The 24,388-nt window shown below is 70.3% G+C and carries 22 protein-coding genes and 1 pseudogene; 10 read left to right on the top strand and 13 right to left on the bottom strand.

Annotation, left to right across the window (positions count from 1 at the left end; all coding sequences use genetic code 11):
• Positions 1–176 precede the first annotated feature (176 nt).
• The 4 genes and pseudogenes from ABT186_RS22125 to ABT186_RS22110 all read left to right on the top strand — a co-directional run bounded on the left by ABT186_RS22125 (position 177) and on the right by ABT186_RS22110 (position 5,898).
• Entirely contained in the window at positions 177–3,629 is a 3,453-nt protein-coding gene (locus ABT186_RS22125) for a DNA polymerase III subunit alpha (RefSeq protein ID WP_351230186.1), read from the top strand.
• Positions 3,626–4,624 (top strand): DNA polymerase Y family protein, encoded by a 999-nt coding sequence (locus tag ABT186_RS22120; RefSeq protein WP_351230184.1) that lies wholly within the window; start codon positions 3,626–3,628, stop codon positions 4,622–4,624. The genes ABT186_RS22125 and ABT186_RS22120 overlap by 4 nt, the downstream gene beginning before the upstream one ends.
• Positions 4,625–4,646: 22 nt before the next feature.
• Positions 4,647–4,784, top strand: a pseudogene (locus ABT186_RS22115) (lactate 2-monooxygenase); the annotation flags it as partial.
• 352 nt (positions 4,785–5,136) lie between these two features.
• Complete coding sequence (locus ABT186_RS22110) at positions 5,137–5,898, top strand: SDR family oxidoreductase (RefSeq protein WP_351230182.1); 762 nt, start codon at positions 5,137–5,139, stop codon at positions 5,896–5,898.
• A 41-nt stretch (positions 5,899–5,939) separates the two neighbouring features.
• On the opposite strand, the gene ABT186_RS22105 is transcribed toward ABT186_RS22110, so the two are convergent.
• The gene (locus ABT186_RS22105) at positions 5,940–6,491 is read right to left on the bottom strand and encodes a hypothetical protein (RefSeq protein ID WP_351926372.1); all 552 of its coding nucleotides are present in this window, start codon (positions 6,489–6,491) and stop codon (positions 5,940–5,942) included.
• A complete protein-coding gene (locus ABT186_RS22100) occupies positions 6,479–6,853 on the bottom strand; it encodes a cupin domain-containing protein (RefSeq protein ID WP_351230178.1) in 375 nt (124 codons plus the stop codon). The genes ABT186_RS22105 and ABT186_RS22100 overlap by 13 nt, the downstream gene beginning before the upstream one ends.
• 97 nt (positions 6,854–6,950) lie before the next feature.
• Here ABT186_RS22100 and ABT186_RS22095 point away from each other — a divergent pair, with 97 nt between their 5' ends.
• Positions 6,951–7,397 carry a MarR family winged helix-turn-helix transcriptional regulator gene (locus ABT186_RS22095; protein WP_351230176.1) on the top strand — a complete coding sequence of 149 codons (447 nt, stop codon included), beginning with the start codon at positions 6,951–6,953 and terminating at the stop codon, positions 7,395–7,397.
• 194 nt (positions 7,398–7,591) lie between these two features.
• Positions 7,592–8,449, top strand: a complete 858-nt coding sequence (locus ABT186_RS22090) for an esterase/lipase family protein (protein WP_351230174.1) — start codon at positions 7,592–7,594, stop codon at positions 8,447–8,449.
• Positions 8,450–8,510: 61 nt separating this feature from the next.
• Here ABT186_RS22090 and ABT186_RS22085 read toward each other — a convergent pair whose 3' ends face one another.
• Positions 8,511–9,500, bottom strand: a complete 990-nt coding sequence (locus ABT186_RS22085; RefSeq protein WP_351230173.1) for a lytic polysaccharide monooxygenase auxiliary activity family 9 protein — start codon at positions 9,498–9,500, stop codon at positions 8,511–8,513.
• Between the two features lie 176 nt (positions 9,501–9,676).
• On the opposite strand from ABT186_RS22085, the gene ABT186_RS22080 reads away from it, so the two are divergent.
• Complete coding sequence (locus ABT186_RS22080; protein WP_351230203.1) at positions 9,677–10,129, top strand: GNAT family N-acetyltransferase; 453 nt, start codon at positions 9,677–9,679, stop codon at positions 10,127–10,129.
• A 41-nt stretch (positions 10,130–10,170) separates the two neighbouring features.
• Here the strand turns inward: ABT186_RS22080 and ABT186_RS22075 are convergent, their stop codons facing one another.
• Complete coding sequence (locus tag ABT186_RS22075) at positions 10,171–10,305, bottom strand: hypothetical protein (RefSeq protein WP_351230172.1); 135 nt, start codon at positions 10,303–10,305, stop codon at positions 10,171–10,173.
• Positions 10,306–10,465: 160 nt separating this feature from the next.
• On the opposite strand from ABT186_RS22075, the gene ABT186_RS22070 reads away from it, so the two are divergent.
• Positions 10,466–11,092 carry a class I SAM-dependent methyltransferase gene (locus tag ABT186_RS22070; protein ID WP_351926386.1) on the top strand — a complete coding sequence of 209 codons (627 nt, stop codon included), beginning with the start codon at positions 10,466–10,468 and terminating at the stop codon, positions 11,090–11,092.
• Positions 11,093–11,101: 9 nt separating this feature from the next.
• Here the strand turns inward: ABT186_RS22070 and ABT186_RS22065 are convergent, their stop codons facing one another.
• A complete protein-coding gene (locus ABT186_RS22065; protein WP_351230171.1) occupies positions 11,102–11,602 on the bottom strand; it encodes a ribonuclease FAU-1 family protein in 501 nt (166 codons plus the stop codon).
• Entirely contained in the window at positions 11,583–12,512 is a 930-nt protein-coding gene (locus tag ABT186_RS22060; protein WP_351230170.1) for a GNAT family N-acetyltransferase, read from the bottom strand. The genes ABT186_RS22065 and ABT186_RS22060 overlap by 20 nt, the downstream gene beginning before the upstream one ends.
• A 71-nt stretch (positions 12,513–12,583) precedes the next feature.
• Here ABT186_RS22060 and ABT186_RS22055 point away from each other — a divergent pair, with 71 nt between their 5' ends.
• On the top strand, positions 12,584–12,952 hold the full coding sequence (locus ABT186_RS22055) for a GntR family transcriptional regulator (RefSeq protein ID WP_351230168.1): 369 nt from the start codon (positions 12,584–12,586) through the stop codon (positions 12,950–12,952).
• Between the two features lie 27 nt (positions 12,953–12,979).
• Here ABT186_RS22055 and ABT186_RS22050 read toward each other — a convergent pair whose 3' ends face one another.
• Together ABT186_RS22050 and ABT186_RS22045 are read right to left on the bottom strand one after the other, a co-directional pair.
• Complete coding sequence (locus ABT186_RS22050) at positions 12,980–13,768, bottom strand: DUF72 domain-containing protein (protein WP_351230166.1); 789 nt, start codon at positions 13,766–13,768, stop codon at positions 12,980–12,982.
• Positions 13,769–13,797: 29 nt separating this feature from the next.
• Positions 13,798–14,892, bottom strand: coding sequence for a DUF5925 domain-containing protein (locus tag ABT186_RS22045; protein ID WP_351230164.1), 1,095 nt, complete (start codon positions 14,890–14,892; stop codon positions 13,798–13,800).
• Positions 14,893–15,058: 166 nt separating this feature from the next.
• Here ABT186_RS22045 and ABT186_RS22040 point away from each other — a divergent pair, with 166 nt between their 5' ends.
• Positions 15,059–16,480 carry a GH39 family glycosyl hydrolase gene (locus tag ABT186_RS22040; protein ID WP_351230200.1) on the top strand — a complete coding sequence of 474 codons (1,422 nt, stop codon included), beginning with the start codon at positions 15,059–15,061 and terminating at the stop codon, positions 16,478–16,480.
• A gap of 64 nt (positions 16,481–16,544) precedes the next feature.
• On the opposite strand, the gene ABT186_RS22035 is transcribed toward ABT186_RS22040, so the two are convergent.
• From ABT186_RS22035 to ABT186_RS22015, 5 genes are all read right to left on the bottom strand, one after another.
• The gene (locus ABT186_RS22035) at positions 16,545–20,312 is read right to left on the bottom strand and encodes a lipopolysaccharide biosynthesis protein (RefSeq protein WP_351926370.1); all 3,768 of its coding nucleotides are present in this window, start codon (positions 20,310–20,312) and stop codon (positions 16,545–16,547) included.
• A complete protein-coding gene (locus tag ABT186_RS22030; protein ID WP_351926368.1) occupies positions 20,305–21,105 on the bottom strand; it encodes a polysaccharide deacetylase family protein in 801 nt (266 codons plus the stop codon). The genes ABT186_RS22035 and ABT186_RS22030 overlap by 8 nt, the downstream gene beginning before the upstream one ends.
• Positions 21,102–22,106, bottom strand: a complete 1,005-nt coding sequence (locus ABT186_RS22025; RefSeq protein ID WP_351926366.1) for a glycosyltransferase family 2 protein — start codon at positions 22,104–22,106, stop codon at positions 21,102–21,104. Before ABT186_RS22025 ends, ABT186_RS22030 begins: the two co-directional genes overlap by 4 nt.
• The gene (locus ABT186_RS22020) at positions 22,103–22,921 is read right to left on the bottom strand and encodes a glycosyltransferase family 2 protein (RefSeq protein WP_351926364.1); all 819 of its coding nucleotides are present in this window, start codon (positions 22,919–22,921) and stop codon (positions 22,103–22,105) included. The genes ABT186_RS22025 and ABT186_RS22020 overlap by 4 nt, the downstream gene beginning before the upstream one ends.
• Before the next feature lie 368 nt (positions 22,922–23,289).
• Entirely contained in the window at positions 23,290–24,384 is a 1,095-nt protein-coding gene (locus ABT186_RS22015) for a GNAT family N-acetyltransferase (RefSeq protein ID WP_351231748.1), read from the bottom strand.
• Between the last annotated feature and the right edge of the window lie 4 nt (positions 24,385–24,388).

Below are 24,388 nucleotides of genomic sequence, written 5' to 3'. Positions count from 1 at the left end.
GCTGGGGAGGTGACGGGGCGGTGCCCGTCTCGGCCGCTGCTCACCTCGCCAAAGAATCGCCGACACATTCGAATCTGGTCGCTGACCGGGACTGATGGGGTTAGAGTAATCGAACGAGCGTACGATGAACGTATCGGGCATATGGCTGAAAAGGGGTGGAGTGATGGAGGTGCGGCATGGCGGGCTTCGCCCATCTGCACGTCGCGTCCGGTTACTCCGCTCGCTATGGCGCCGCCCATCCGGAGCACCTTGTTCGAAGGGCGGCCGAGCGGGGCATGGCGGCGCTCGCGCTGACCGACCGGGACACGGTCACTGGTGCCGTTCGCTTTGCCGAGGCCTGCGCCGGAGCGGGGATCCGGCCGGTCTTCGGCATCGACCTGGCGGTGGAGGCCATCGCGCCCCCTCCTCCCGGGCAGCGGCGTCGTACTCCGGCGCGCGGTGGTGCGCACGTGATCGAGCCGCCGCTGCGGTTCGTGCTGCTCGCGCAGAATCGGGCGGGATGGGCCCGGCTGTGCCGCATCACCTCGGCTGCCCATGCAGGTGCGGTGGCCGGCAGGGCGCCGGTGGTGCCGTGGGAGGCGTTGCGTGAGCACGGCGGTCCCGGCCTGGTGGTCCTGCTCGGCCCGCTCTCGGAGCCGGTGAGGGCGCTGGCGGTGGGCCGGGAGGACGTCGCGGTGAAGCTGCTGGCGCCGTGGCGGGAGATCTTCGGGAGTGGGGTCCGGTTGGAGGTCGTTGCGCAGAAACGTTTTGGCGCCGGACCGGGATCGCTTCGCCTGGCCGCCCGCACCCTGGCGCTGGCCGACCGCACCGGTACGACCGCCGTGCTCGCCAACGCCGTCCGCTACGCCGACCCGGACCAGCACCGTCTCGCCGACGTGCTGGACGCCGCGCGGCTGCTGCGGCCCATCGACTGGCGTCGTCTGGACAGCGGGCAGCGCTGGCTCAAGGACGAGGGAAGGATGGCGGGCATCGCGCAGATGATCGCCGAATGCGCCGGAGCCGACGCCCGACGGGCGCGTCGCCTGCTGGCGGACACCGCCGCCACGGCGGCCGCGTGCACCGTCGATCCTGTGTCCGACCTAGGCCTTGGCACACCGCACCTCCCGGAACCGGAAGTGCTCGGCGCCGATCCCGGAGCGGACGGTGCGGCCCGGCTGCTGCGCCTGCGGTGCGAAGAAGGCCTGGCCCGGCGCGGTCTGGACCGTGACCGCGCCGCGCTGGAACGACTGGACGAAGAGCTCGCCGTGATCTCCAAGTTGGCCTACGACTCGTACTTCCTCGCTGTGGGCCAGGTCGTGGCCGACATCCGGGCGAAGGGCATCCGGGTCGCGGCCCGCGGCTCGGGCGCGGGCTCGATGGTCTGCCACGCGCTGGACATCGCCACGGCCAACCCGCTCGACCACCACCTGCTGTTCGAACGCTTCCTGAGCGTGCGCCGCGGCTCGCTGCCCGACATCGACATCGACGTGGAGTCCGCCCGACGGCTGGAGTGCTACGACACGATCTTCGACCGGTTCGGCAAGGAACGGGTGGCGGTCACCGCGATGCCCGAGACCTACCGCGCCCGCCGGGCCCTGCGGGACACCGGCCTCGCCCTCGGAATCGCGCCCGCGGACGTCGACCGGATCGCCAAGAGCTTCCCGCACCTGCGGGCCTGCGACATCACAGGCGCACTCGCCGAACTGCCCGAACTGCGGCAGCTGGCCGGCGAGGCGCACAGGTACGGGCCCCTGTGGGAGCTCGCCGAGGGCCTCGACTCCCTGGTCCACGGCATGGCCATGCACCCCTGCGGCGTGGTCATCAGCGACGCGACCCTTCTGGACCGGCTGCCGGTGCAGCCGACTCCGCAGGGCGACTATCCGATGGCGATGGCGGCGAAGGAGGAGATCGAGGCGCTGGGCAACATCAAACTCGACGTTCTGGGAGTCCGGATGCAGTCCGCGATGGCTCATGCCGTCGCGGAGATCGAACGGACGACCGGCAACCACATCGACCTGGACGACCCACGACAGGTGCCGCTCGACGACGTCTTCGCGTTCAAGCTCATCCAGGAGAGCCAGACCCTCGGACTGTTCCAGCTGGAGTCGCCCGGCCAGCAGGATCTTCTGTCCCGGCTGCAGCCGCGCAATCCGCAGGACGTCATCGCCGACATCAGCCTCTTCCGTCCCGGGCCGGTCGCGGGCGGCATGCCCGAGCGGTACATCGCCGCACGCCACGGCGGCGCGCCGTCCTACGCACACCCGGACCTGGAGCCGGTGCTCGCCGACACCTACGGCGTGACCATCTGGCACGAGCAGATCATCGAGACGCTGTCGGTGATGACCGGCTGCGACCGCGCGCTGGCCGAGATCGCCCGGCGGGCCCTCGGCGACAAGAACCGGCTGCCCCAGCTCAAGGACTGGTTCCACCGTCAGGCAGGGGCCCGCGGCTACAGCGCGGCCGTCCGGGACGAGGTGTGGAAGACCGTCGAGGCCTTCGGAGCCTACGGCTTCTGCCGGGCCCACGCGGTCGCCTTCGCCGTCCCCGCCCTGCAGAGCGCCTGGCTCAAGGCGCACTATCCGGCGTTCCTGCTGGCCGGCCTCCTCGAACACGACCCCGGTATGTGGCCCAAGCGGGTCCTCGTCTCCGACGCCCGCCGCCGCGGCGTGCCGGTCCTGCCCGTCGACATCAACCACTCCAAGGTGAAGCACACCGTGGAGAAGGCCGACGGGGAGCAGTGGGGTGTACGGCTCGCACTGTCCGCGGTGCACGGCATCAGCGAGGACGAGTGCGCGCGGATCGAGGAGGGACAGCCGTACGGATCGCTGTCGGACTTCTGGCAGCGGGCCCATCCCAGCAGGCCCATCGCCGAACGCCTCGCGGAAATCGGCGCCCTGAACTCTCTCCACGACGGACGCCTCACGCGCCGCGACCTACTGCTGCAGATCGCCGAACTCCACCGGGCCTCCCGCAACCGGTCCGCGGGCAAGGGACAACTGCCCCTCGATGCGGGTGCCATCGGCGGAGCGGAGCCGAGCGGCCTTCCGGAGATGACCGGACGCGAAGCCCTGAGCGCCGAGCTGAGCACCCTCGGCATCGACGTCTCCAAGCACCTGATGGAGCACCATCACCGGCTGCTGCGGGAGATCGGCGCGACCGACGCGGCGCATCTGGCCGGGATGCGGGCCGGTCAGCAGGTGCTCGTCGCCGGCGTGCGGGCCTCGACCCAGACCCCGCCGATCGCCAGCGGCAAGCGGATCATCTTCGTCACCCTGGAGGACGGCTCCGGCCTGGTCGACCTGGCGTTCTTCGAGGACTCCCACCCGGCCTGCGCGCACACCGTCTTCCACAGCGGGCTGCTGCTGGTCCGCGGCACGGTCCAGGTACGCGGCACCCGCCGCACCGTCGTCGGCACCATGGCCTGGGACCTGGACGAGATCGCCACGGCCCGCCGCGACAACGGCCCCGAGGCCGCGCTCGCTCTCCTCGGCGAGAGCCACCCGCACCCGACCCCCGCCCAGCCGCAGCGCACCCTGGCCAACGGCACCACCGGTGCCCGCCTGCACCCGTACGCCGACCTGCAGCCCGCCGGCAGCCGTTCGGCCGACCTGAAGAAGTTCGGCTACACCAGCCCAGGGAGTGCAGGATGACCACGCGCCGGCGGCACATCGCCCACCTCTATCTGCACGCCGCCCTGACCGAGGACCAGTACGCCGACGTAATCGAACTGATGTCTGGTATCACGCCCCACGTCCAGGCCGTCCCGCCCAACGCCGTGCAGCTGGACCTGAGTTCGGCGCTCCGCTACTTCGACCTGTCCCCCTACGACGTGGTCCAGCTGGCGAAGATCAGGCTGAAGGCCCTCTACGGCATCGACAGCAGCGCCGGGCTCGCGGGCAACCGCATGCTGGCGGCCATGGCGGCCGACGCGTCCGCGCCGGGAGACACCACCTGGGTTCCCGTCGAGCGGGCCGCCGAATGGCTGTACCCCCGACCGGTCACCGCGCTGCCCGGTATCGGCCGCACCACGGCGTCAACGCTCGGTAGATACGGCCTGCACACCATCGGCCAGGTCGTCGACACACCTTCGGCGACCCTGCAGCGCCTCCTCGGCGTCGGCCAGGCACGGCTGCTGGCCGAGCGCGCCCGTGGTCACGACCCCCGCCCGGTCACCCCCATGGAACCAGCGGCGTACCTGACCGCCGACCTCGTGTTCGACCGGGACTGCCTCGATCCGGCACAGCATCACCGAGCCGTCCTGGGGCTCGCCGACCAAATCGGTCAGCGCCTGCGCGGTGAACGCCAAGTCGCCGGCCGAATCACCCTCACGGTGCGGTACGCCGACCGCAGTTCCACCACGCGCATGCGCAAGCTGTCGGAACCCACCAACCACTCACCGGCCCTCGCCGCAACTGCTCTGGGTCTGCTGACCGCCTTCGGGCTGCAGCGAGCACGGGTCCGTGCCTTCGCAATCCGCGCCGACGGCCTGCTGCCGGCCGGCGGCGCTTACCGCCAGCTCTCCCTGGACCCGGGCGACGCCCGAGCCCGCGCCGCCGAAGCCGCCGCAGACCGGGCCCGCCGACGTTTCGGGGCAGAGGCCGTACGTCCCGCCACCCTGGCTACGGCAACCACACTCAGAACCTGAACCCGGCGAAAGGCCGATCTCCGGCCTCGCCTACGGCGGTGAAGACGGCATCGTCCACGTCCTGCGGGCCCTGCTCGCCGAAGCCGACGTGCTCATGGCCGCCGACGGTTACCCCACCCTCGCCGACCTCACCCCCGACACCCTCCGTCGCCTCACCTGACACCCGCCGACCAGCCGGGGCCGGATCCACACGTCCGCGCCGTTTCGCTCCGGGACTCCTCGCTCCCGCTGGCCGTGGCAGCCGTCAAACGTGCCGTCACCGAACGGACCGCATTTCGCGACGAGGACGCGTTTGTCGAACAGGATCGGATTGGCGCACCGGTGGCCCGCGCCTTCGGATGCCGAGGGGTCGACGTGGAGACCGCTCAGGACCTGGAGCGGGAGTTCAAGGCGGCTCTGACCGCCGGCACCACCACGGTCATCGTGGTGCCGACGCAACCCCAGAAGGCGATGTTGTAGGCCGTGCGGCCCGCGCAACCGGACGGGAGACAAACAGATGGGAGACAGCAGTCATGGACTTTGGACTGAAGGACCGGGTGTACATCGTCACCGGTGGCACCCGCGGGCTGGGCAGGGCCACCGCGCGCGAACTGGTGGCGGAGGGCGCGAGGGTGGTCGTCAGCGGCCGCAGCGAGAAGTCGGTGGCCGCCGCTGAGGAGGAACTCGGCGGCCCGGGACGGGCAGTCGGTGTCGTGGCCGACAACGCCGACACCGGGACTCCGGACCGACTGATCGCCGCGGCTCGCGATGCCTTCAAGCGGCTGGACGGGGTGCTCATCAGCGTCGGCGGGCCGCCGCCAGGTACGTCGGACATGATCGACGACGACCAGTGGCGCGCCGCCTTCGAGTCGGTCTTCCTCGGTGCAGTGCGGCTCTCCCGCGCCGTCGCGGCGGAGCTGGGCGAGGGAGGTGTCATCGGCTTCGTTCTCTCCAGCTCCGTGTACGAGCCGATTCCTGCCCTCGCGATCTCCAATGCCTTGCGGCCGGGCCTGGCCGGTTACGCGAAGAATCTCTCGAACGAGCTCGGTCCCCGGGGCATCCGCGTCGTCGGTCTCGTGCCCGCCCTCATCGAAACCGACCGGGTCCGCGAACTCGACGCAGGGACCGGCGAGGACGCCGTCGCCCGCGCCCGTGCGACCACCGGCGTCCCCCTGCGCCGCTACGGAACCCCGGACGAGTTCGGCCGGAGCGCAGCATTCCTGCTGTCGCCCGCCGCTTCGTACCTGACAGGCGTGATGCTGTCGGTCGACGGGGGTGTGCGCAGAGGCTTCTAGCAGAGGTTCACGTTGAACTGTCGGTCCCGTTCTCGGCCCGGTCACACGGCGACGGTGGCGTGCATCTCCCGTACGAGGATCTCGGCGGGCTCGGTGGCGCCGACCCGGTGCCCGCGCCCGTGGCGGTGAAACGCACGGCGTCGCCCTCGTCGAGTCCGCCGCACCAGGTCCTCGTTGTCGACCAGAAGCAGACCGTGGTGGGTGTTGGTCGGATCCGGCCGGTGAGTGCCGAGGGAGCCGCACGCCGCCGCCGTGCAGGCCAGGAGGAATTTCCCCGGCCGGGCGAGCATCGGGTAGTTGTACCGATCGCACAGGTCCCGTCCTTCGCGGGCTGCCTGTCCCAGGTCCGGCCACTGCCCGGTCAGCCATGCGTGGTTGCCCAGGAGGAAGAGGGCGTCGATGGCCGGTGTGATGCTCTCGCCCCGGCGCCCGCCGGCCACGACTCGACGCAGTCCTTCAGCGCATCCGCCCACACGGTCGACATACGCCCCCGCGATGGCCACCCGGACGATGCGCAGCGGGTCGGACCCGTGAGCCAGATCCGCGATACCGGCAGTCTGCTGCTGCCGCGCCCCACGGGTCAGCGGGCCCACGGGGGAGTGATACGGGTGCCGTCGGCGAGCACCGCCTCCAGGCCGATGGAAGTGGTGACCCAGGAGATGGCGACCTCGCTCGTCGGGTTCTCGACGCCGACGGTCGCGCCGGGGTTGATGATCACCGTGTCGCCCGCCGTGATCCGCTCGGCGTGACCGTCGAGCGTGATCAGCAGCTCGCCGCTGAGCAGATGGAAGATTTCCTCCCGGTTGACGGTGTGGAGGGGGGCGCGGGTTCCGGCGGGGATCTCGCCGCGCCATGCGCACAGCTCCTTGCTGCCGGTCAGGGAGGTGGCGTACGAGACGAAACGGGCGCCGTGCATCTCATGGGTGACGGCTTCGGACGAGCGGACGACAGGCATGGCTACCTCCAGAGAGATGGTCAAGCTGCTTGACTAATCTTCCGGTTCCTATGGTCAAGCTGCTTGACCGTCTCGTCAAGGGTGTTTCAATTCCCTCGTGCAGAACTCCGAGGCCATGGCCCTGTCCACCGCCCTGCTCGCCGTCGCGGGTGAGCTGACGCAACGCATCAATGACGGCGTCGTCGCGCGCGGCTTCGAGGGGATGCGGCCCGCGCACGGCTTCGCGTTCGCCAGGCTCGCCCCGGGCGGCGCGACCGTCACGGAGCTGGCCGCCCACCTCGGGGTGACCAAGCAGGCGGCCAGCCAGCTCGTCGACGAGATCGTGCGCAAGGGCTATGCCGAGCGGCGGCCGCATCCCGAGGATGCGCGGGCCCGGCTGGTCGTTCTGACCGAGCGGGGCTGGGCCTGTACGCGGGCCGCCGAGGAGGCCGCGGTGGATGCCGTACGACCCTGGTTGGAGCTGCTCGGCGAGCCCGAACTTCGTTCCCTGCAGCGTCAGTTGCTGCGTATCGCGCCCTATGGGCCGGTAAAACCCGCATGGTGATGAGCCGTCACATACGTTCAGGCCATTACCAGGGGTCGCAGCCGCCGTCGGCTATCACTGAAATTTTTTACCGACACGTAACTTCACACGTCACCTACTCGTCCGTAACTTGACGGGTGAACAGCATCCTCGTGATCCGGATCACCGGGGCGTAAAGCCGTCGTACTTCCCGTGAGCCGCAAGGAGATCACTCGATGCTGCACTGGAAACGCCTGTTCAGACCGCTTGCCGCGCTCCTCCTGACGACCGCCGTCGCCGTCGTCCCCGCCGCCACCGCCGAGGCCGCCGCGCCGAGCAGCGGCTGGAACGACTACTCCTGCAAGCCGTCCGCCGCCCATCCCCGCCCCGTCGTCCTCGTCCATGGGACCCTCGCGAACTCCGTCGACAACTGGCTGGCCCTGGCGCCCTATCTGGAGGACCGCGGCTACTGCGTCTTCTCGCTCGACTACGGCCAGCTGCCGGGCGTCCCCCTCTTCTACGGACTCGGCGCCATCGACAAATCCGCAGAGCAACTCCAGGCCTTCGTCGACAAGGTGCTCGCCGCGACCGGCACCGCCAAGGTCGACATCGTCGGCCACTCCGAAGGCGGCATGATGCCCCGCTACTACCTCAAGTTCCTCGGCGGCGCCGCCAAGGTGAACGCTCTCGTCGGCATCGCTCCCAACAACCACGGCACCACCCTGGACGGGCTCACCAACCTGCTGCCGTACTTCCCCGGCGCCGAGGACCTGCTCTCCACGGCCACACCCGGGCTCGCCGACCAGGTCGTCGGCTCGGCGTTCCTGACCAAGCTCAACGCGGGCGGCGACACCGTGCCCGGCGTCCACTACACGGTCATCGCCACCAAGTACGACGAGGTGGTCACGCCGTACCGCAGCCAGTACCTGAGCGGCTCCGACGTCAACAACGTCCTGCTCCAGGACCTGTGCCCGCTCGACCTGTCGGAGCACGCCCTGATCGGGCTGACCGACCGGATCGCCTTCCACGAGGTGGCCAACTCGCTCGACCCTGCGCACGCCACCGCCACCACCTGTGCGTCAGTGCTCGGTTGACGCATGATCCGGGGCCTGTCCGGCCTGAGCCGCCGGACAGGCCCCGCGTTCCACGGCCGCCTCAGCGGCTGTGCCGGCCGCCGCTCGTCGGGCGCCGGCGGACCGAGGCGAACAGGGCCGCCGCGCCGAGGGCCAGGGTGGCCGCACCGCCGATCGCGAGATACGGGGTGCTGCCGTCGCCACCGGTCTCGGCGAGATGCCCGGAGACACCGGCCGCCTCCGGCTCGTTGGCCGGGGTGGATTCCACGCCGGCGCCCGCCGCCGACGTGTGCGCCGCCCCCGGCGTACCGGCACCGTCGTCACCGTGACCGTGGTGTCCGACGGTCGACCTGCCGGCACCGTCCTCGATCTGCCGCTCGGAAGGCGCGGAGGCGGACGGCGCCGGGGCCGGACCGCTCGTCGTACCGCCGCCGGCACCGCCGAAGGTGACGTCCGAGCAGGAGTAGAACGCCTCCGGGCTGTCCGAGCGCTGCCAGATCGCGTACAGCACCTGCTTGCCGGAGCGCTGCGGGAGGGTGCCGGAGAACGTGTAGAAGCCACCCGAGGCGACCGGGTCGGTTGCCGTGGCGACCGGGTGCGCGAGGTCCAGGTCCGCCCAGGCGAGCGGTTTCGACGGGTCGTAGCCGGGCTTGGTGAGGTAGACCGTGAAGGTGCCCTTGTGCGGGGCGGTCACCCGGTACTTGAAGGTGTACGAGCCGCTGTGCACGGCGGTTGCGGGCCAGTCGGCGCGGGGCAGGTCCAGCCCCTTGAACTCGTCGTTGTTCGCGCTGCACAGCTTGCCGTCCGGGATCAGCGCCCGATGCCGGCCGCCCGCGTCACCGATCCGTATGCCGTTCCAGTCGTACAGCGCCTGCGTGCCACCGGCTGCGACCGCCGCCCTGCACGCGGCCGACGTGGGGTGCTCGGGACCCTCCGCATAGCACTGTGACACCCGGCTGACCGGGTCGCCCATCGATCCGTGCGCGGCCGCGGACACGGCGCCCGGCCCGACGAGAGCCAGCGGGGCGGCGCCGACGGTGACGAGGACGGCGACTGCGCGGCGTACGGACATGGGGGAACTCCTCGGAACGGTCCCGTGGGGGGGCGATCAGCAAGCTAGCCCCAAGAAACCGTGAAATCGCCTGCTGGAGCCGGGTGGAGGAGATCCTTATGCTCGCGTTAAGGAAGTGCTGAGACTGCGATCAGGTAAGTACCGTGCGGCCCATGACAGATGCCATCACAGACGCCATGAGGGCCGAGGAGGTCAGGCCGGCCGTCGCTGCCGACGTACCGGCCGTGCGGGCCGTGACCGATGCGGCGTACCACCACTACATCGAGCGCATCGGAGTGGTGCCGCAGCCCATGGAGGCGGACCACGCGGCGAACGTGGCCGAGGGGCGGGTGTTCGTGACGGGGGAGCCGGTGAGCGGCCTCGTGGTGGTGGAGGCCCGCGAGGATCATCTCTTCCTCGACAGCATCGCCGTACACCCCGATGCCCAGGGACGGGGCGTGGGGCGGCGGCTGCTCGCCTTCGTGGACGCTCGCGCGCGTGCGCTCGGGCTGCCCGAGGTCAGGCTCTATACGAACGCGATGATGTGGGAGAACCAGGAGATCTACCCGAGTTACGGGTACGAGGTCGTGGAGCGCCGCGTCGACGGACCGTACGACCGTGTCCACTACCGCAAGCGGCTGGACCGGTAGTTCTCGTGAAGTCCCAGGGGTGACCGGGCGGAACGGGCGGCTCAGCCGTCCGGCCACCACAGGCGTGCGATGTCCTTCCGGACCTCCGGGCGCTCGACGGGGCGCTCGTCGGATTCCTCCCGCGCCCTGCGGGAGTCGGTCTTCTTCAGGGGCTTGTGCACGGTCACTCGGCGCATGGCTGCCTCCTTGTGCCTACCGGGGTCCGCCTTTGTACAGAGGTGGACCCTTTTGGCGAGGGTTCCTCATCGCTGTCGGTCTGTCTGTGGTGGCTGTCACGATTCGACTGTCAGTGGTGGCTGTCACCCTGGCCGCATGACCAGGAATGTGACCAGGAGCATGGCCAGTAACAAGGGCACCGAAACCTCGGCGGCCCCAGGAGCGGACGTGGACTGGGACGCCGCGTCCGCCACCTTCGACGACGAACCGGACCACGGGCTGCGCGACCCCAGGGTGCGCGGGGCATGGGCGGACCGGCTGGCGGCGTGGCTGCCCGGCCGGGCGTCCGAGGTCCTGGACCTCGGCTGTGGCACGGGCAGTCTGTCGCTCCTCGCTGCCGAGCGGGGACACCGGGTGACAGGCGTGGACCGGTCGCCTGCCATGATCGCTCTCGCTCGCGCCAAACTGGCCGGGCGTGACGCGGTTTTCCTGGTCGGTGACGGCGCGGCCCCGCCGGTCGGCGAGCAACTCTTCGACGTCGTTCTCGTCCGCCATGTGCTGTGGGCCCTGCCCGACCCCGGGCGGGCCCTGCGGCGCTGGCGGGGACTGCTGCGCCCCGGAGGGCGCATGGTGATCGTCGAGGGCGTGTGGGGGACGACGAGCCCCGTCGGGATACCCGCCGACCACCTCACCGCCCTCCTCGCGCCCCTGGCCGGGGACGTACGCGTGGAGCGGCTGTCGGGCGACGCCCGGCTGTGGGGGAGGGAGGTGGACGACGAGCGGTATGCGGTGGTGGCCGTGCCCTGACCGCCCGGCTCAGACCAGCAGCGCCTCGAAGTCGCCCTCACGGGCGAGGAGTTCGAGGGCGTCGAGCGCCTGTACGGCGGCCGCGGCGGCCCGCGGGTCCGTAGCCGCCAGGCCGCTCGCCGCGAACTCGTCCTCGTCGAGGCGGAGTACGGACCGGCCGTCCGCCGAGCGCCACAGATCCAGGTCGAGGTCCTCCACGACCAGTTCGGTGCCGGAGACCGTGGCCGGCCGGGTGATGTCGCAGTACCAGCCCTTCAGGGTGCCCTGCCCGTCGCGGACCTCCTTCACGGCGTACCAGCGGTCCCGCCAGTAGTGCTCGGTGAAGACATCCCCCGGCTCGAACCGTACGAAGCCGAAGTCACGGACACCGTCGCCCGCCCAGGGGGCGCGTACGGAGATCCGGGTGCCGTCGTCGTGCAGCAGTTCGGCCGGGTAACGGATCTTCGTACGGCCCGCCTTGACCAGGACGACCTCCATGTGGGTCGTCGCCTCAGCCGAGTTCGCGGACATACCGCACCTCCGTCGCGCAGATCTCGTAGCCGAACCACTTGTTGATCGCGATCATCGGGCCGTTGCCCGCGTCGTTGCCCGTGAACGCCTCGGTGAAGCCGGCCGCGCGTGCGCGGTGCAGGGAGTCGTTCTTGGCGAGCTTGGCGAGGCCACGGCCGCGGAAGGCGCGGGCGGTGCCGGTCATCGCGGTGCCGTAGCGGGTGCCGCCGTCGGTGCGGGCCGCGCTGAAAGCGGCGAGGCGGCCGTCGACGAGCGCGACCGTGGTCAGTTCGTGGCTGAGGAGGGGGTGGTGCCAGCTCTCCTCCAGCCAGGCCTCGTAGTCGGTGAACTCGTAGCCGATGTCGCTCGGTTCGTCCGACATCGCCTCCGCGTCCAGGTCGAACAGGAGGCGCGGGTCGTCGGCGAAGTCGGCGCCCGTACGCAGCTCGACGCCCGGCGGGAGGTCCTGAAGCGGTGGCAGGGTGCCGTGGGCCAGGTCCAGCCGGAGGAAGTGCGCGGAGCGGCTCGCGCGGTAGCCGTGCCGCTCGGCGAAGGCGCGGTTGCCGGGCTCGTCCAGGACCCAGGCGAACAGCCTGGTCGCGCCCACGGCGGCCAGATGCTCCTCGGCGGCACGGACGAGGAGCGAACCGGCGCCACGGCGCGTCCACTCCGGGTGCACGTACACGTTGACGTTCGCCTGGCCGGGCTCCCGGCTGTCGTGGGCGAGGTGGACCTGGGCCGTGCCGATGATCTCACCGTCCTCCTCGGCGACGAGCGGCCGGTAGTGGGCGTCGGGATGCATGTGGGCGGCGTCGTAGGCGATGGACTCCGGGGTGTACAGGATGAACGGAAGGGCGAGCTGCCGGACCCGGGCGAAGCCCTCGGTGTCGGCTCGGACATCGGGGCGGAGGTCGCGCACGATCACAGTCATGAGGGCGCACGCTACGCGGGGGAGGAGCGGGGTTTCCTCTCATTTTCCGGTGGGTGCGGGACAATCGCTCTGTGACCTTGAAGATCCATATCGACGGGAGCGCGCCGCCGTACGAACAGGTGCGGGCGCAGATCTCCGAGCAGGCCCGGGCGGGGGTGCTGCCGGTGGGGTACCGGCTGCCGACCGTGCGTGGGCTGGCCGAGTCCCTCGGCCTCGCGGCCAATACGGTCGCCAAGGCGTACCGGGCGCTGGAGGAGGACGGGGTGATCGAGACGCGGGGGCGCAACGGGACGTTCGTCGCTGCCGCGGGCTCGGCCGCCGAGCGGGAGGCGGCGACGGCCGCTGCCGCTTATGCCGAGCGGGTTCGGAGGCTGGGCCTCAGCGAGGCCGAGGCGCTGGCGGCGGCTCGGGAGGCACTACGGGCGGCTTACGGGGAGTAGATCTTCCTTCCGGCGTGAACCAATCGATCATCGTGCCGTCCCCGCGCGAGCCGTCGGCAGACGGTGCGGCGTACGTGTCACCCGTAGCCCTGCCGTCGTCGCCACTCGGGCGAATGCCGTTGCGTCCAGGACCGCCGCCGCGTGCAGGTCGTTGTTGAAGTAGGCGAAGACGTCCCGGTCGTCGGGCCATGCCTCCGCGATGCGGTGGACCCAGGAGGTCAGGGACCGGCGGCCGTAGTGCGGCCACGGATCGGCGCGGCCCGCGTGGAAGCGGACGTAGCCCCAGTCGGTGGTCCGCCACAGCGGGGTGACCGGACGGGACAGTACGTCCGCCCAGCACAGCGCCGCGCCCCGGGTCTGCAGCACCTCGCGCACCTCCGGCGTCCACCAGGAGTCGTGGCGCGGTTCGACCGCGACCCGGGTGCCGGAGGGGAAGCGGGCGAGGCAGTCGTCGAGGAGGGCCGGGTCGGCACGCAGGGTGGGCGGGAGCTGCAGCAGGACCGGTCCGAGGCGGTCGCCGAGGCCCGCCGCGTGGCTCATCAGGCGGTGTACCGGCTCCTCGGGGTCCCGCAGGCGTTTGATGTGCGTCAGGTAGCGGCTCGCCTTCACCGCCACCACGAAGTCCTGCGGCACCCGATCCCGCCAGCTCTCGAAGGTCTCCCGCGACGGCAGCCGGTAGAAGGCGTTGTTGATCTCCACCGTGGCGAACCGCGTCGCGTACTCCTCCAGCCACAGCCGCATGGGCACGTCGGCCGGGTACAGGACATCCCGCCAGTCCCGGTACTGCCACCCCGACGTGCCGACGAACAGGGTCATACCTCCATCAAAGCACCGGCCGGGGCCTCCTACAGGTACAGACCCGAGTCCGCCCCCGCCCGCTGGTCCGGCACCGACGTCGGTGACGTACCCCTGCGCAGTGCGTACAGCTCCGCCAGGGTCGCCCCGTCGCGGCCCACGCCGTCCTCCCGGCCCAGCCAGCCCACCGCCTCCGGGCGGGTCAGCGGGCCGACCTCGATGCGGGCCAGACAGCGGCCGGGGCGGACGACGGCCGGGTGCAGACGCTCCAGGTCCTCGTTGGTCGTGACGCCCACCAGGACGTTCCTGCCCTGTCCCAGCAGCCCGTCGGTCAGGTTCAGCAGACGGGACAGTGCCTGGCCCGCCGTGTGCTTGGCCTCGCCGCGGATCAGTTCGTCGCAGTCCTCCAGCAGGAGCAGGCGCCAGCGGCCCTTGCCCGCCGCGTCCTCCTCGCCGATCGCGATGTCCATCAGATAGCCGACGTCGGAGAACAACCGCTCGGGGTCCAGGACGCAGTCCACCTGGCACCAGTCCCGCCAGGAGCGGGCCAAGGTGCGCAGCGCCGAGGTCTTGCCCGTGCCCGGCGGGCCGTGGAGCAGCAGCAGCCGGCCCGCGATGTCCTGCGGGGTCGTCTTCATCAGCTGGTCCATGGCGTCCGCCACCGGCGCCGTGTAGTTCGGACGGACCTCCTCCCATGTGCCCGCCGAGATCTGCCGTGTCGTACGGTGCGGGCCGCGCCTCGGCGACACGTACCAGAACCCCATCGTCACGTTCTCCGGCTGCGGCTCCGGCTCGTCCGCCGCGCCGTCCGTGGCCTGGTTCAGCACCCGTTCGGCCAGGTCGGCGCTGGTCGCGGTCACCGTGACGTCCGCGCCGCGGTTCCAGCGGGAGATCAGCAGGGTCCAGCCGTCGCCCTCCGCGAGCGTCGCGCTGCGGTCGTCGTCACGGGCGACGCGCAGCACCCGGGCGCCCGGCGGCAGGAGCGTGGCCCCGGACCGTACGCGATCGATGTTCGCCGCGTGGGAGTACGGCTGCTCGCCCGTCGCGAAGCGGCCGAGGAACAGCGCGTCGACGACGTCGGACGGCGAGTCGCTGTCGTCGACGTTGAGCCGGATCGGCAGAGCGTCGTATGGGTTCGCAGACATGCCGCCATGATCCGTCACGCGGCGGTCCCGTGCACCCGGTTTCCGAGGTGCGCCGGGTGTGTCGGGTGTGTCCCGTGCGCCCGGTCCATCCGGTACGTCCTGTTACAGGGCTGTCGCACGACGAAACCTGTCCGCGGGCCGATCCCGGCCGTTACTGTTGCCCATGATGGGACGTCATGGGTGGGATTCGGGGGCACGGCGGTGGCGGCTCACCGCACTGCTCGGCGTGGGAGTGGCCGCTCTGGCCCTGGTGGTGACCCTGATCAGCACGCTGCCCGGCAACGGTGCCGACACCAGAGGTACCACACGCGACGGCGACAAGGTGCACGGCACGCCCGCCACCCCGCCCGAGGAGACGAAACCGGACGTCGGCTGGGGGTTCACGCACACGCAGTACAGCGCCGACGAGGGTAGCGGCACCGCCACCGCGCGCGTCGAGGATCTGCTCTCCGGGACCGGGCTGCCGCAGAACCAGCACATCATGGGGTGGGGCGCGGGCAACCCCGAGCCGGTCGAAGGCCGTTACGACTTCCAGGAGATGGACCGCCGCATCGACTTCATGCGCAAGTCCGGCGGCACCCCGGTCATCACCCTGTGCTGCGCCCCGGACTGGATGAAGGGCGGCAGGGCGGGCGCGAACAACACCAACTGGAGCCAGTCGGCTCTGGAGACCGCCCCGACGCCCGACCACTACAAGGACTTCGCCGCCCTTGCCGCGACCGTCGCCAAGCGCTACCCGGACGTGCGTCACTTCGTCGTCTGGAACGAGTTCAAGGGCTTCTGGAACAACTCCAAGGGCCGCTGGGACTACGAGGGCTACACCGAGCTGTACAACCTGGTCTACAAGGCGCTCAAGCAGGTCAACCCCAAGATCATGGTGGGTGGACCGTACCTCGTCATGGACAGCGTCGACCCGCGGCAGAAGGAGGACGCCTCCACGACCCTGCGTGGTGCCTGGGGCGCGATGGACCAGCGGATCATCGACGCCTTCGACTACTGGAACGAGCACAAGACGGGCGCCGACTTCGTGGTCGTTGACGGCTCCAGCTACACCAAGGACGACGACCTGCTGCCCAACGAGTTCGCCGCCACCGACAAGCTCACCGCCGTCAGCGCGTGGGTGCGGCAGCAGACCCACGACCTGCCGCTGTGGTGGACCGAGTACTACGTCGAGCCCGCCGACGGCAACGACGACCGCAAGGGCTGGACCGAGGACCACCGTGTCGCCGTGCAGGCCACCGGAATGATCGCCATGGTCAAGGGCGGTGCCTCCTCCGGCTTCTACTGGAACCCGGAGGAGCAGAAGGGCACCGACTGCCCGGGCTGCCTGTGGACCCCGACCGACAGCGCCGACGGTGGCAAGCCGCTGCCCATGTACGACCTGGTCTCCCGCTTCGGCAAGGAGTTCCCGCCCGGCACGCAGTACAGGACGGTCCCGGTCGCCCAGGACGACGTCCCCAACGTGCGTGTCCTTGCGACCGACAAGGTCGTCCTCGTGGTCAACACCCTCAATCGGACGATCAGCGCCCAGGTCGACGGCAAGCGGTTCGACATGAAGGCGTACGAGGTGAAGTGGCTCCAGCGCTGAGCCCCTTCAGGCTCCGGCCCTGAGGCGCTTCACCTCGTACGCAGGGGGACCCGCCGTGTGAGACTCAGCCCTTCCCCATGGTCAGGAACCGCTGCACCAGCGAGGCCAGCAACACCGCCAGCAGTGGCAGTGAGAACCAGAAGCTGGACTGCAGCCAGCGCAACTGCCGCACGCTCGGCCGCATCGCGACCCGTACGACCTCGCGCGCCGTCAGCATCAGCACGAGTGCCACGGCCGCGAGCCCGCCCACGACCGACCAGGGCGTCCAGGTCACCCGCGGTCCGATCGGACCCGGATGCGGCTTCGCGACCTCGCCCGCAGGCTGTTTGCGCAGCGCGTACATGGTCACGTCGTCGTTGACCAGGACCTTCTTCAGCTCCTGGCGGTCGTCCAGGCTCCTGATGAGCCGGGACTCCCAGGTCGCCGAGTAGCCCACGTCCATCTGGAGGTAGGTCACCTGACTGATGTTGATCATGAGGTACGAGTTCGGGCCCGCGTCCTTGAGCGACTTGACCAGGCCCGACACCAGGACCGGATCGGCGGGCGCCAGAGTCGGCACGTACTGCACCTTCTCCATGTCCTTCGCGCCCCACGGCATCGCCGGCGTGACGTTGGTGACCGTGTCGTTGCTCAGCCACAGCAGCCGTACGGTCGGGTTGTCGTGCGCGTACACGTAGTCCATGGCCGCGACCTCGCCCGGGCGGATCCGCTCGAACGTCTCGTTGCCCCAGCGGGCCACCAGGAAGCCGCCCATCAGCAGCAGGCCCGCCATGAGGGCAGCGAGCGGGGCGAGGCTCACCCGGTCCTTGTCCCGCTCCTCGGCCGTCGCGCCGGTGCGCGGGAAGAGGGCGAGCCCGGCGAGCAGGGCCGCTCCCGGCACGGCGAACATGAAGACGCGCAGGGCCATTTCGCCGCCGTACGACTGCATGCCGAAGCCCAGGAAGGGCACGAAGGTGAGCACGAGCAGCGACCGCTCGCGGTACTTGTGCTCGCGTCGCCGCCACCAGCCCCAGCACGCAAAGAGCATCACGGCGCCGGCGAGCAGCACACGCGTGTAGAGCACCAGCTTGTGCGTCGAGTTGCCGCCCTGGATGCGCCCGGAGACGGATGTCGAGACGTTGCTGCCGACGCCGCCCACCCCGCCGAAGAGCTCGTTGAAGTGCCCTGACCAGTAGGGCTCGGCCATGAAGCCGACCCAGAACGCCACCAGCACCGCGAACAGGATGGGCAGGCCGCGCAGTTCGGACCGGCCGATCAGGACGAGCGCCGCGAGCACGCCCAGCATCACGAACGGGGTGAGCTGGTGGGCCGGAACGCTCGCCGCGTACAGGCCGATCAGCACCATGAGCAGCACGGCCCGCTGCCCGTGGCTTGACGGCTCCACCTCCGCCTCGCCGGGGCGCGCCTTGGTCCAGATCACGTGCGGCGCCCTGAACCACACCAGCAGGATCGCCACGAACACCAGATAGAGCAGATAGGTGAACCCCTGCGGGGAGAAGTAGTCCTGGCCGACCCAGCCGCTGAGCACGAAGATCCAGATGCCCGTCCACTTGGCGCGCCAGCTCGCCCGCAGCGAGCGCACCAGCAGGAACATCGGCGCCAGGTACAGGAGCTGGATGGTCAGCGGCCACCAGCGGATCAGCTCGGTGAGGTCCGTGACTCCGCAGGCCTTGGCGACGAACGCCGCCGCCGCGAAGAAGCCCGGCCAGCTCCAGCGCGCGTCCAGATCCGGTACGGCCGTCCCGGTCCGGTCGATGTAGTCGAGGAACCCGAGGTGCTGCCAGGCCGTCGCGAACCGCGGCTCGGTCTCGATCACCGCGGGAAGCGCGTGCAGCGACACGACCGTGGCGAGCAGCGTGACCAGCAGCAGGCCCTTGGACTCACGGCGGCGCCACAGCAGCGCGGCGAAGACCACGACCAGCAGGGCGGCCCCGACCAGGGTCGCCGGCGGGAGGACCGAGATCAGTCCCAGGCCGCCCATGCGTTCGAGGGAGCCGTCGTCGAGCCCCAGGGCGGGAACCCAGTAAAGCAGCAGGGCCGAGGCGAGAAGACAACCGAGGAGTGCTCCGCCGGGAAAGCCGGAGAAGCGCGGGTTGGCTGTGACCTGCGGGTTGTCCGTGGCTGGTCGCGCCCCCGCGGCGGAGCCGCTTGGTGTCACGCCCCGCGCCTCTGTCGGGGTGCTGCCCACCGGATGGTCCGGCTCCGGCAGCCGCAGTTCCCACGTCGTCCGGTCGACCTCCGCACTCACCGAGGCTGTCCCGGTGGGCGGGGTCCCCGGGCCGGGGCGTACGTCAGGCCGGCGCTCCACATGGTCGAAGTCGACGTGGATGCCGAGCGCGAGCGTGTCGGCGTCGAGCTTCTTCGCCCACGACGGGCCGCTCCTCGGCGACGGGCCGCTCCTCGGCGACGGGCCGCTCCTCGGCGCGGGGACCTCGCGCGCCCCCAGGTCGGCGAGGTCCCCGTCCGGTGCCGCGTTCTCGGGCACGGCGTCCGCCGGAGCGGTGCGCATGATCTTGAACAGCTTCGGCGCGGCGATCGACACGATCACCGCAAGGCTGGAGATCTCCGCGACACCTGCACCGGTCAGTCCCATGCGGGGGAGCAGCAGCAGGGTCAGTCCGAGCACCAGGACGCACAGCAGGCCCTGGAGATAGGCGAGTCCGGAGGTACGGCTCTGGGCGCGCAGCACCGCGAAGTACGTCTCCATGACGACCCGCAGCAGCGCGCCGACCGCGAACCAGCGCAGCAGCGGGGTCGCCGCATGGGCGTAGCCGTCGCCGAAGACGTGCAGGATGACGGGCGCGCCGATGAACAGCAGCCCGCACACAGGCAGCATGATCCGCGCCATGCGCTTGAGCGCGGCACGGGTGTTGGCCGCGAGCCGCGCGGGATCGTGCGAGCCCTCGACGGTGAGTGAGGCGCCCATGTTGATGGCGAGCAGATTGGTCGTGCCGCCTATGGTGGTGGTGATGTAGAAGTACGCGTTGTCCGCGGCGCTGACCTGCGAGGCCACGATCACGGGGACGAGGTAGACCACCGCGAGGGAGAACAGCGAGCCGGTGTAGTCGCCGGCCAGGAACCGCCCGATCTCCTTCAGCGACGGCGGGCTGGCGTGGTCCTCGGTCGCCTTGATGTGCCGGGGCACCAGGCGCCGGAACACCAGCCAGCCCAGCGGCAGCACCGATGTGGCGATGGCCGCGACCCAGGAGACGAAGACGCCCATCATGGGGATGGCGGCTGCGAACCCGACGAGCAGCACCAGCTTCACCGCGGAGAACACGGTGTTGCCCACCGGGACCCACAGCGCGCTGCGCAACCCGGTCAGCACACCGTCCTGGAGGGTGAGCAGGTTCCAGGCGATGACCGCCACCACGAAGACGAGCGCCGGTCCTGGCCCGTGCAGGAAGCGGTACGAGTGTCCCCACACGTTCAGCGTCAGCAGAAAGGCGCCCGCGGCGAGCGCCACCACGATCGAACTGCCCGCGTACGTACGGAAGATGAGGCGCCCGGTGCTCCGCCCGGCGACCGGGATGAAGCGGGCCAGGGCACCCGTGAGCGTCACGGCGGTCAGCCCGGCGAGGAGCTTCATCGCGGCGATCGCGGCCGAGCCCTGGCCGACCGCGGCGTCGGAGTAGTAGCGGGCTGCGACCAGCCAGTAGCCGAGGCCGAGCACCGCGGAGATACCGGTGTTGAGCATCAGCGCATAGGCGTTGCGGAACAACTGGTTGCCGCCGCCCCCGCCGCGTCCGGGCAGGCGCAGGCGGCGTCCGGACTGTTCGGGCGCCGCGGTCGTGGCCTGTGAGGTCTGCTCTGTGGTCGTCGTGTCAGACACGGGAACGGATGGCCTTCCGGCGAACCTGTCGTGCTCTTCGGACCACGACGTACCCCTTGGTGAGGGCGCGGTCCCTGGCGAAGTTGCGGGCGATCGAGCGGCCCTGGACGAGCTGCTCGAACTCCTCGGCGCCCGTGCTGCGGCGCACGGTGACCCGTTGCAGCGCGTAGGGGCCCTGGCGGCGGCGCGCGAGACCGTTGCCGACGGCGAGCGACTGGCTGAAGCCCGCCTCGCGCACCGTGCGGCGCACCCGACGGCTGGAATAGCCGTACGGGTAGGCGAACGACACCGGGCGGGCGCCCAGTTCGTCGGCGATGATCTCCTTGCAGCGCAGCAGCTCGAACCAGAGCGCGTCGTCGGCGAGCTGGTCGAGCTGCGGATGCGTGTGACTGTGCCCGCCGATCTCGACCCCCGAGCCCGCGAGGTCGCGGACCTGGTTCCAGTCGAGCATGGTGTCCAGGCCGCCGCCGGTGTCGTACGCGCCCCGGATCCAGCCGGTCGAGACGAACAGCGTGGACGCGAAGCCGTGTTTGGCGAGCACGGGCAGGGCGTGCCGGTGCACGCCCTCGTAGCCGTCGTCGAAGGTGATCAGGACGGGCCGCCCGGGCAGCGGACCGCCCTCCCGCCAACTTCTTGCCAGGTCGGCGGTGGTGACCGGGGTGAACCCCAGGTCCCCGATCTGGGCCATCTGCTCCGCGAAGGCCTCCGGAGCCACGGACAGGTCGCGCGTCGCCTCGTTGGGCGCCGTCGCGACCGAGTGGTACATGAGAATCGGCACGGCCTGTTCGCTCATGCGGTGTCCCCCCTGCCGTCCGGGATCTCCACGACAGAGAAGGTCGCGCCGCCCCTGCGCGCCCGGACGCTCCCGAGTACGTACCCGCCCGCAGCCGACAGAACCCCGGCGACGATCGCGCCCGCCCGGCCGGCGCCACCCGGCCGGGCCAGCAGGGCGTCGCGCAGCCCGCGGGCCACCCCGGCGGGCAGCACCCGTGTGGTGTAACGGCGTTCCGACTCCAGGCCCTTGTCGGAGCCGACGCTCCGGGCCACCAGAGCCTTGGAGAGGCCCTCGGCGTAGGTACGGGTGCGGAAGTACGCGAAGTGCTCGCGCGGCTCCGGTACCCGGTGGTGGATCACCGCCCGGTCGTCGATCAGCAGGATCGCGTCGGGCCTGGCCCGGGTGAGGCGGATGCACAGCTCCGTCTCCTCGCAGCCCAGCGGACGTTTGTCGCCGTCGCGCCCGATGCCCGTGGCGAAACCGCCCGCCGCGTCGAAGGCGCTGCGACGGAAGGAGGCGTTGCCGCCGAGGACGTTGCGCACCCGGACCCGGCCGGGAGGCAGCCCCTTGTACGTACAACCCACCACCCAGTCGAACTCCTCCGGGAACCAGGCCGGGCGGCGGCCCGACGCCCAGATCGGCATCGTACGGCCGCCGACGGCCATCACATGCGGATCCTCGTACCCCTCGGCGAAGTGCTTCAGCCAGTCGCGCTCGGCCACCGCGTCGTCGTCGAGGAACGCGATGATCTCGCCGTGCGAGGCGGCGATCCCGGTGTTGCGGCCCGCGGACAGGCCGCGGGGGCCCGCGTTGGCGAGCACCCGGACCGACCCGTCCTCCTCGGCCTCCTTGTACTCCCTGGTCAACCGTTCAAGCAGGGTCTCGTTGTGGTCCACGACCAGCAACGTCTCGCGCGCCGGCCGGGACTGCGCCCGCACCGAGGCGACCGCCGCGAGGATGTCCTCCCAGCGGTCCTCGGTGTAGACGCAGATCACCACGGAGATGTCCGGACTGCTCAAGACACCTCTCCCCGGCCCGAGTCGAGCGCCACCGCGTGCGGGCGGCGGCGCAGCGCGCGCCGGTTGGAGCGCTCCTTGAGGATCACCTTCAGCACCCGGAACCCGTCGCGCACCGCGCGCAGGTTGCTTGCGCCGTAAATGCGGAGGTACTCGTGACTGGGTATCTCCTGCACCTTGAGCCCGGCCTTGACCACCCGGATGTTCATCAGGGTCTCGACCTCGAAGCCGGTGCAGTCGAGGTCGATCTTGTCCAGGCAGTGCCGCCAGAACGCGTTGTATCCGTAGCAGAGGTCGGTGTAGCGGGCGCCGAACTTGGCGTTGACGATCGCGCACAGCACGCGGTTGCCCAGTTTGCGGATCGGTGTCATGTCGGAGGTGCCGCCACCGTTCGCGAACCGCGAGCCCTTCGCGAAGTCGGCGCCGGAGACCAGTGCGGAGACATAACTGACGATCTCCTGGCCGTCCGCCGAGCCGTCCGCGTCGACCATCACGATGATGTCGCCGGTGCAGGCCTCGAATCCGGTGATCAGGGCATCACCCTTGCCCTTGCCCCGCTGCTCGACGACCCTCACCCCCGGCCACAGGTCCCGCGCGACCTCGACGGTGTTGTCGGTGGAATTGCCGTCGACAAGGACCACTTCATGAATCCAGTTCGGAAGGGTCTTGAAGACGTAGGGGAGATTCTCCGCCTCATTCATGGCGGGGATCACCACGCTCACCGGCGGTGTGATCGCCAGGTGATTGGAGATGGGCCGGTACTTCCCCTGCATTAACGGACCTTGATCCGAAACTGTAGGGCGCAGAACAGAACTCATGAGTCTTGTCCCTCTCGTCCGGTGGACCGCCCGCCCCTGGGCGGTCCGGCTCTGTGTCCGGGTCGAAAGGGGGGTTCTCACTTACGGCATGCCGAAATGGATCTCCGTGCATGCCGGGTGAGCTGGCAAAGCTGGCCGTCTGCCGGGAAAACGGCAGCCGGTCGCGCGGCACGACTCGGCACGACTGAAGTCACCGAGCACGGCACCCCCCTACCGCGCCCCGCGCCGGAACCATCGCGGTACCTGAGCCCTCCCCTGGAGCCGCTTGGTGATGGACCGATGCGGGTTGATGTATGACGGTATTGACGATTGCGACATTATGGCAAGACCCGTGACGGGGTCCGCGTTTTTGTTGAATTGACCGTAACTTAACCCCTCGAACGGATTTTCCCCATCCGCTTGAGGATTCTGTCGGCCGGCTCGAAGAGTTCCGGCCGGGACAGCACCGCATTGCGCAGTGCCCGGACCGGGGCGCGGCGCGCCCTGTGTCCGAACGCGACGGGGTGACGGCGGGTCACCCACCCTTCCGACACCAAAAGCTCTCGTGTCTTCAGGGAGTCCTTGTACTCCTTCTGGCCCCGCCCCAGATCCAGATAGGCGATGCCGTCGGCGGCGGCCGCCTCGGCCATCCGCAGATGCAGGATCAGACCGGGGGAGTATTTCGCGAACGCCGGGTCGTACGCCGGGAACCAGCAGGCCAGCACCCGCTCGGTGCGCAACCCGAAGTGCGCGGCGATCGGTTGTCCGTCCACGTAGAGCACCGACAGGATCCCCGCGAACGGCTCGGAGCGGGTGTGGAAGAGATGCTGGACCAGCTGGTTGATCCAGGCATGTGCGAAACGGTCGCTGCGGCCGGTCCTGCGGTACTGCGCGGACTTCCAGGTCATCAGCGTACGCAGAACGGCGGGATCGCGCTCGTCGTGGACGTAGTGCACCTCTCCGGCGTCCCGGCCGAGCTTGCGCTCCTTGGCCAGCGTCGTGCGGGTGAACTTCGGTGACTGGGCGCGCAGCTGACGCAGATACGTTTCGTACCCCTGGTCGACGTCCATGACCGGGGACGGGAAGGTGCCGGAGGCCCCCGCCTCGAACGGCGCCTGGCCTTCCACCAGGTGGTCGAACTCCCAAACGGAGAGCCCGCAGGCCCGCAGTAACTCCTGGGCGTCCCAGGTGAAGCCGGGCCCGTGCACCAGACCCTGGCTGTCCGAGACGCCGAGCCCGACGGCACGGCCGACGCCGGTCGTGGATCTCTGGAACGGGAAGAACGCGGCCGGTTCACCGTCCTCGCGGGCGACCGCGATCCGCACGCCACGCCTCGTCCGGCCCACCGCGAGTGTGAACTCGGGGGACAGGAAGGGGTTCGCCAGTTCGGGCGAGCCGTGCAGATGGGCCTTCGACTGCAAAGCCGTCCACGCCGCCCGGTCGGCTTCGCTCAGTTCGCCGGGGCGGTACACCCTGATGTCCACGTCT

The sequence above is a fragment of the Streptomyces sp. NPDC001634 genome (assembly GCF_040298185.1).
Taxonomy (GTDB): domain Bacteria; phylum Actinomycetota; class Actinomycetes; order Streptomycetales; family Streptomycetaceae; genus Streptomyces.
The sequence above is the reverse complement of the archived record's forward strand: the minus strand, read 5'-3'. Positions and strand labels throughout refer to the sequence as shown.

Coding starts and splice junctions, on each gene's coding strand:
- ABT186_RS22125 (WP_351230186.1), top strand. CDS start 177: ATGGCGGGCTTCGCCCATCTGCACGTCGCGTCCGGTTACTCCGCTCGC.
- ABT186_RS22120 (WP_351230184.1), top strand. CDS start 3,626: ATGACCACGCGCCGGCGGCACATCGCCCACCTCTATCTGCACGCCGCC.
- ABT186_RS22110 (WP_351230182.1), top strand. CDS start 5,137: ATGGACTTTGGACTGAAGGACCGGGTGTACATCGTCACCGGTGGCACC.
- ABT186_RS22100 (WP_351230178.1), bottom strand. CDS start 6,853: ATGCCTGTCGTCCGCTCGTCCGAAGCCGTCACCCATGAGATGCACGGC.
- ABT186_RS22090 (WP_351230174.1), top strand. CDS start 7,592: ATGCTGCACTGGAAACGCCTGTTCAGACCGCTTGCCGCGCTCCTCCTG.
- ABT186_RS22085 (WP_351230173.1), bottom strand. CDS start 9,500: ATGTCCGTACGCCGCGCAGTCGCCGTCCTCGTCACCGTCGGCGCCGCC.
- ABT186_RS22080 (WP_351230203.1), top strand. CDS start 9,677: ATGAGGGCCGAGGAGGTCAGGCCGGCCGTCGCTGCCGACGTACCGGCC.
- ABT186_RS22075 (WP_351230172.1), bottom strand. CDS start 10,305: ATGCGCCGAGTGACCGTGCACAAGCCCCTGAAGAAGACCGACTCCCGC.
- ABT186_RS22070 (WP_351926386.1), top strand. CDS start 10,466: ATGGCCAGTAACAAGGGCACCGAAACCTCGGCGGCCCCAGGAGCGGAC.
- ABT186_RS22065 (WP_351230171.1), bottom strand. CDS start 11,602: ATGTCCGCGAACTCGGCTGAGGCGACGACCCACATGGAGGTCGTCCTG.
- ABT186_RS22060 (WP_351230170.1), bottom strand. CDS start 12,512: ATGACTGTGATCGTGCGCGACCTCCGCCCCGATGTCCGAGCCGACACC.
- ABT186_RS22050 (WP_351230166.1), bottom strand. CDS start 13,768: ATGACCCTGTTCGTCGGCACGTCGGGGTGGCAGTACCGGGACTGGCGG.
- ABT186_RS22045 (WP_351230164.1), bottom strand. CDS start 14,892: ATGTCTGCGAACCCATACGACGCTCTGCCGATCCGGCTCAACGTCGAC.
- ABT186_RS22040 (WP_351230200.1), top strand. CDS start 15,059: ATGGGACGTCATGGGTGGGATTCGGGGGCACGGCGGTGGCGGCTCACC.
- ABT186_RS22030 (WP_351926368.1), bottom strand. CDS start 21,105: ATGAGCGAACAGGCCGTGCCGATTCTCATGTACCACTCGGTCGCGACG.
- ABT186_RS22020 (WP_351926364.1), bottom strand. CDS start 22,921: ATGAGTTCTGTTCTGCGCCCTACAGTTTCGGATCAAGGTCCGTTAATG.